This is a genomic window from Candidatus Stygibacter australis, from assembly GCA_030765845.1.
Classification (GTDB): Bacteria; Cloacimonadota; Cloacimonadia; order Cloacimonadales; family TCS61; genus Stygibacter; species Stygibacter australis.
The window spans coordinates 23,297-29,554 of the sequence record JAVCDJ010000269.1; the positions used below are offsets into that span (position 1 = coordinate 23,297).

Below are 6,258 nucleotides of genomic sequence, written 5' to 3' on the forward strand. Positions count from 1 at the left end.
ATGCTTATATCTTCATATATTGAATCCGCTATTTACGGTTCAATGTCTGCCGTACTAAAATCGAAAGCTGCTTTCCGTCCGCCCTGTTTCCCAATTCTTCCTTAAGATGTTTCATCACCATTCCCATGTCTTTAATACCTTCAGGGGATAAGACTTCCACTGCTTTCGCGACTGCTGCGGTCAATTCTTCTTCACTCAAAGGTCTGGGCAAATATTCATCAATAATATCAATCTCAAACTGCTCGTTATCGACCAGTTCCTGACGTCCTCCAGTAATGAAAAGTTCCATTGCCTGACGACGTTTCTTTTGCTCACCCTTTAAAATTCCGATAACATCATCTTCAGTTAATTCCTTCCGAGTGTCAATCTGAACCTGCTTCAAAGCACTTTTCAAAGTGCGCAATACTTTCAGCCGATTTTTATCTCGACTGCGCATGGCATCTTTGATCTCGTTATTCAACCGCTCTTCAATCATTTTCCGCCCCTTTAAATTATTAACTAAAAGGCTTTTCCGTAACGAGCCATCTTGCGCTGCTGCTTAACTGCTTTACGTTTCGCTGCATTAAGCTTTCTGCGTCGCTCTATCGTGGGTTTTTCAAAGTATTGGTTCTTCTTGATATCACTCAGCAAAGCTGCTTTCTCGCAAGACTTTTTGAACCGTCGTAATGTCACCTGGAAAGGCTCATTATCTTTGGCTAATACCTTAGGCACTAAAAATCACCTCCTTTTATTTCAAGTAAAAGACAAAAAACAAACATAACCGTTTATTGTCAACCTAATTATTGCCTGTCAACTTCCGCCTCCTATTTTGTATTTTTGTTCTCTTTTCCTGATCAATTTACACCACCATCCTACGCATAAAGCTACGACACGGCAGGCAGAGAGCACAGAGAAATGTAATATAAGATTATTAAGCAACGAATAGCCTTCGCAAGCTTACGACTCATCAAGACAAAACTAACAAAACTAACAAATTATATGGAATACCAGCCAAGTTTTTTTCATACTCTCTAATTTTCTAACCCTCATCCTCTCGCTCCCTCGCTATCTCGTTCCCTCATTCTTCCCCTAGGTTTGTATTATCTTTAACACATTTAATTTTCAATTTACCATTTTACATTTTACATTATTCCCCCCTTCTCATCTTCATATTTTCGTGTTTTCATGTAGTGTCAATGGCATTTTAAATTGGTACAGTTTTGGCAGTGAAAACTGGTACAGAATTTCATGCTAATTTAATTTTCAATTTACCATTTTCAATTTTCAATTATTCTCATCTTCACCCTTTCACCTCTTCACCCCCTCGCTCCCTCGTTCCCTCACCCCCTCATTAAATTCTATTGTCTAATAAAAGATTAATTGATTTTACTAAAAGAAGAAAGATGTAAATTTGAATAATAATAAATGCTGATTGAATTGATAATTCTAAATAAACGCTTTTATCATGGATGAAATTTGAGAAAACCAGGCCAAATATATTAAATATCAATACTACTATTATAGCCCCTGTAGGAAATCCAATGCTATTTTTTATCATGTTTATTTTTTTTTCTTTTTCTACCCAAGTTTGTAATAGGAAATCTATTGTTGTAACCTCATCAACAAAGTTTATTTTTTTTTCTTTCTCTTTAATATTTAATTTGTCAAACTCGATAACAGAACAGAGGGTTATTGTTTTACCCCTATTTTGCATTAGAGTGTTCTTTAACATATCAAGAGATGATTGCAGGCTTTGTAATCTAAAAACAATGAAAACACCCACGATAGCGAATATTGCAGCATTTGATTGAAGCAGAGCACTGAAAAAATAAAGTGAAGATGTTTCATGAAAAAAGTCATCTGGTAAAGAATTTCCGGTATACACATATACAAATCCTAAAATAATAATTTCTATTAAAACTATCAGAAAAGCTTTCATAATCTAACTCCTTAATTTTACATTTCTCGTCCCTTCACACTTTCGCCCTTTCGCGCCTTCACTCCTTCAAATCTTCATTTATCTCCAAAGATACTGAACACCCCTTTCTGGTTAAATATCAAATGATCCAGTACCTGAATCCCTAATATTTTTCCGGCTGCTTTCAGCCTTTCAGTAACTGCCAGATCCTCATCACTTAAGTATTTTGCCCCTTTTTCCAGAAGCTTTTCCCGAGGTCTTTCGTTTTGTGGTATATCTTTAATCTTTGTTATTGATCACCATCCAGCTTCTCTAAGTGCTGGTTCTATATAATCATATTTAGTTTGTTCTTCGTTCATTAATACTCTTCTTCCTCGTAATAATATGAATAATCAATACCTTTCATAAACACTTCCCTGCTGTTTATTTTGGTGGTCAAAGCTTCTTTTATCAGTTTTTTTATGAAGCTGCTGTTTACCGAGCTTTTTACCATTGCATTCATATAATCGGTTTTGCTTATTTTACTCCAATCAACGCATTTTTTCAAACGTTTTTTCAATATCAAATCAAGCCAGATTCGGGTGCTTCTGCCGTTGCCCTCCATAAATGGATGAGCAATGTTCATTTCTACATATTTCTTAACTATTTCGTCAAAAGTTGTTTCCGACATGGCTTCTATTTGTTTAAGCGTGTTGCCAAGAAAGTGTGAAGCCGCAAATTGAAATCCTCCTTTTGAAATGTCTTTTTGCCTTATTTGTCCTGCAAAATCGTATAAACCACCAAACAAATAACCGTGTATTTGCTGCAATCCTTTGACGGTGCCTTCCTCTATGCTGTTGATAAAAGAACTTTCAAAGAGGGCATAAGCTTTTGTTTTGCTTTTTCCGTCGATGCTTTCATCACTAAAACTAAACCACTCGATAAAGCGGTTGGCTTTTGTTCCGGGAAATGTTTTGCCTAAGGCAATAATGCCGTTGTAATCAAGCATATCGGATTTATATTGTTTGCCGTCTGCTGCTGTTAATTTCAGTTGGGTAGTGGCACTAACCAACTGACTGTTCTTTTTCTTTAACCTGGCTTTAAGGTATTTCCAATAGTTGCGGGTTTTGGTGTAGTTGTCTTGGTCGGTAAGAACTGCTACTATATCCAAAACCGAAAACCACCATTTCGCATTCTTTTCATCCCATAAGGCACGCACTTCGCGGTCGTCAAAAAAACGTATGGATATCTTTGTGTTGCTCATTGCTATTCCATAAATTCCGGCGATACTTTTCTGGCTGTTTCTTCGTAAGCTCTTTTGCTTATTACAAATTTCATATCTACCTCATCATTTTCTATTAAAGTCTAATTTTCATAAACAACCAAATAAGTCAATAATCTAAAATTGTATCTCCCTAAAAATAAGAACTTAATCAAGATGATTAAGCTACAAACAGCATAATTCCTCCCTCAGCTCTGATTACATTGCATTTAATTTTACATTCTTGTCAGCCTATGGCTGATTCAATTATTCAGCAAATGTAAGGAAATGTAATGTAAATGTAATGTCATAAATCCCTGCAATAATGTTAATTACAACAAAACATTACATTTTTGCCCTTTTTGAGATATACATACCCCTATATTTAACTTCTTAAAAATAATACAAATCCCTACTTTTCACTTTTCACTTATCCCCATATACATACCCCTATATTCTTGTCAGCCTATGGCTGATTCAATTATTCTCCCCCCTTCACCCCTTCTCCTCTTCAAATCTTCATTTAAACTCCAACTACTTCTTTCTTATAATTCATAAAAATTTTTGAAGAATAATTCTCTATTATCTATCATATCTAATAAATTATTTTTATTCATTGTTTTGTTTAACTCATAAGATTCCCATATTATGTTAGCTAACACATCAGCAAATTGAATATTCAAATTATTATCTGAGGTTATTGTGTGTTTATATAACTTTGTGCTTACCTTTAATTCAAACCATAAATGGATCTGTAAATAATCTTTTAAACTATTTGTACTTTGTACTTTTATTGATCTGGGATCTGGAAACAAATCTACTTTCTGATATCCTTTCACATATTCCGGTATAACCAATTTTGTCATAAAGTTATATATAAGATTCTTATCCTCTCTGATATGAGCTGCAACATTTTCCTTTTTCACTGTAATAGCTGCAAGCTTGATTGATCTGTATTTCTTTAACATTCTCTTTGTCTTATTAATAAATTCTTCTTCTTCTTTTTCTTCTTCTTTCAATTTACAACCCTTCAGTTCAATTGCTGAAGATTGTTTACGCTTTCTGTATAAATCTTTAATTATTCGTTTGGGAATTGACTTCAAGGATTCATCAATAAACAAAAAAGCTATAGTAAGATATCTACTTGATCCTCCATCCCCGTATGGCTTATTAAATGTCCAGCCTAAATCACCACTTTCATCAAAATATACTTGCATAGATACTCCAAAAAAAATGAGCAGTCCCTGGCGCCGGCATATTCAAAATATGCTTATGACATCTTGCGACATCACGGTTTACCAGGATTTACCTACTCAATTACATAGATATCTCTAGATGTATTTACTGTCAATAAAATAATTCTTTCCCTCATCATTTAACAATAATTATTTTAACACTCTGTACTATTCTCAAATTACACCCCCTCACCTCTTCTCATTTTCGAGTTTTCATGTAGTCCTGTTTTCGAGTTTTCATGTGTCTCGCCCTTTCACCCCTTCGTTTATTCCCCAGTCCTGATTACATTACACACTTAATTTTCAATTTTACATTTTCAATTGCTCTCATCCCTTCACACCCTCAAATCTTCGCCCCTCTTGTCGCGCCGTAATCAGATGAAGGCGGATCGCTCCCTCAATCCCTGTACTGAACTTTATGTAGCCAAATCATCCCTGATTTGGATTATGCGTATCCATAGCTTCCAGCTCTGATGATACTTAAAATAAACGAATTGAAGGAAATAATTGTGAAAAGTAGCAACCTTTTAACATTAATTTCAATTATATCTCATTCAATTTTTGGTTGATTGCAGACTTTTAGGCTCGATTACATAAAGACCTTCATTTTCAAAATTGTTTATCAAAACGACATAATCATATTTATCAATAATATCTTCAATATTATCATAGATTTGTTTTTTAAAATATTCATTAGCTTTATTTTTGTCCCTTGTTTTATGAAGGGCTAAATTATCTGCTAACAATAGAATAAATGTTTTTATATCTGGATTGGTAGATTTGTAATTATCTAATTTACTACATTTCTCTGATAATCGATTAAATGCAACCTTAGCCCATCCATACTCCCTTTGATCTCCATATATTGGATATGAAACAATCTCATCGTTCTTACTTCTAGTAATAAATGAAGGTTTAGCCTTTTTCTTCTCATTGTAAATTGAAGGATCATATTGAAGGTAATCTGTATCATCCTTTTGTAGCTCTTTATCAGCTTTCATTGAGTTTGGAGTTGTTATTAGTACAAATTCAACCCCAATTTTCTCTTTTTCTGTTTCGATAATAAAATCTGGACATTCTGTTTTCTTTATGGAGATAAATTCTTCAAATTGTATTATTGGATTCTTTGTATTACTTAACCAATCCAAAAAAGTGAATATCCCATAATATTCCTTTGCAAGTTTATCTAAGTTATGAGAGCTTGAATTGAAGATTATTGTCTGTTTGTTATTATCCATTCATCTTTCCATCATTACCTGCGTATATTTTCTATAGCAATTACAATTTCATCTTCCATATCAATAAATTTCTGCTTTATTTTTTCCAAATAATCTCCTCCTATTCTGCCTTTGATCCCATTTACTTCATTTTTGAATTCTTTAATTTCATTTTCTCCACATCCTGGAATTAGATCTACTTTTGCTAACCTTCTAATCGTATAGCGGGGTAAAGTATGCCAATAAAGCAGATCTTCCTTTAGAACCCTTAAAAACTCAAAAATATCTTCCAATTCATCTCTAAACCTTCTTATCGCTGTATTTAGATTGTTCATAGCTTTCTGTTCAATAGAGACTTCACTATTTGATCTGCGTATATTTTCTTCCTCTCCTTTGTAGTCTTTAAGTACGTTATAATCCTTCCAGAAGCGGGAGCTGATTTTCATTTTCTTCTCATTATATTCACATTCTACATACAGCAGGACATCTTCAAAAAAAAGATTCCGTATAATCGAATCTTCCATAACATGCATAAACAAACTTAACCCATCTTTCGAGAAACAACCGCTAAGTCATTGAAAAACAACAAACCGGTTTTAAATTTGGGTACTACAAATGAAATGAGGATTCTTTGATAATTCTATTCTCTATTGTTTTCATCTCAAGTAT

At 33.7% G+C, this 6,258-nt stretch carries 7 protein-coding genes; all 7 read right to left on the reverse strand.

Annotation, left to right across the window (positions count from 1 at the left end; all coding sequences use genetic code 11):
* Positions 1–28 precede the first annotated feature (28 nt).
* Positions 29–475: a GatB/YqeY domain-containing protein gene (locus tag RAO94_13595; GenBank protein MDP8323373.1), complete on the reverse strand. Its 447-nt coding sequence runs from the start codon at positions 473–475 to the stop codon at positions 29–31.
* A 23-nt stretch (positions 476–498) separates the two neighbouring features.
* On the reverse strand, positions 499–711 hold the full coding sequence (rpsU, locus tag RAO94_13600; GenBank protein MDP8323374.1) for a 30S ribosomal protein S21: 213 nt from the start codon (positions 709–711) through the stop codon (positions 499–501).
* A 619-nt stretch (positions 712–1,330) separates the two neighbouring features.
* Complete coding sequence (locus RAO94_13605; GenBank protein ID MDP8323375.1) at positions 1,331–1,918, reverse strand: hypothetical protein; 588 nt, start codon at positions 1,916–1,918, stop codon at positions 1,331–1,333.
* Between the two features lie 337 nt (positions 1,919–2,255).
* The gene (locus RAO94_13610; GenBank protein MDP8323376.1) at positions 2,256–2,819 is read right to left on the reverse strand and encodes a Fic family protein; all 564 of its coding nucleotides are present in this window, start codon (positions 2,817–2,819) and stop codon (positions 2,256–2,258) included.
* 863 nt (positions 2,820–3,682) lie between these two features.
* Positions 3,683–4,354, reverse strand: a complete 672-nt coding sequence (locus RAO94_13615) for a DUF3800 domain-containing protein (GenBank protein MDP8323377.1) — start codon at positions 4,352–4,354, stop codon at positions 3,683–3,685.
* Positions 4,355–4,926: 572 nt separating this feature from the next.
* Complete coding sequence (locus RAO94_13620; protein ID MDP8323378.1) at positions 4,927–5,610, reverse strand: hypothetical protein; 684 nt, start codon at positions 5,608–5,610, stop codon at positions 4,927–4,929.
* A gap of 14 nt (positions 5,611–5,624) precedes the next feature.
* On the reverse strand, positions 5,625–6,113 hold the full coding sequence (locus RAO94_13625; GenBank protein ID MDP8323379.1) for a hypothetical protein: 489 nt from the start codon (positions 6,111–6,113) through the stop codon (positions 5,625–5,627).
* Between the last annotated feature and the right edge of the window lie 145 nt (positions 6,114–6,258).

What these genes read in the sequence shown, in the direction of transcription:
- RAO94_13595 (MDP8323373.1), bottom strand. Translation starts at nt 475, where the DNA reads ATGATTGAAGAGCGGTTGAATAACGAGATCAAAGATGCCATGCGCAGT.
- RAO94_13605 (MDP8323375.1), bottom strand. Translation starts at nt 1,918, where the DNA reads ATGAAAGCTTTTCTGATAGTTTTAATAGAAATTATTATTTTAGGATTT.
- RAO94_13615 (MDP8323377.1), bottom strand. Translation starts at nt 4,354, where the DNA reads ATGCAAGTATATTTTGATGAAAGTGGTGATTTAGGCTGGACATTTAAT.
- RAO94_13620 (MDP8323378.1), bottom strand. Translation starts at nt 5,610, where the DNA reads ATGGATAATAACAAACAGACAATAATCTTCAATTCAAGCTCTCATAAC.
- RAO94_13625 (MDP8323379.1), bottom strand. Translation starts at nt 6,113, where the DNA reads ATGGAAGATTCGATTATACGGAATCTTTTTTTTGAAGATGTCCTGCTG.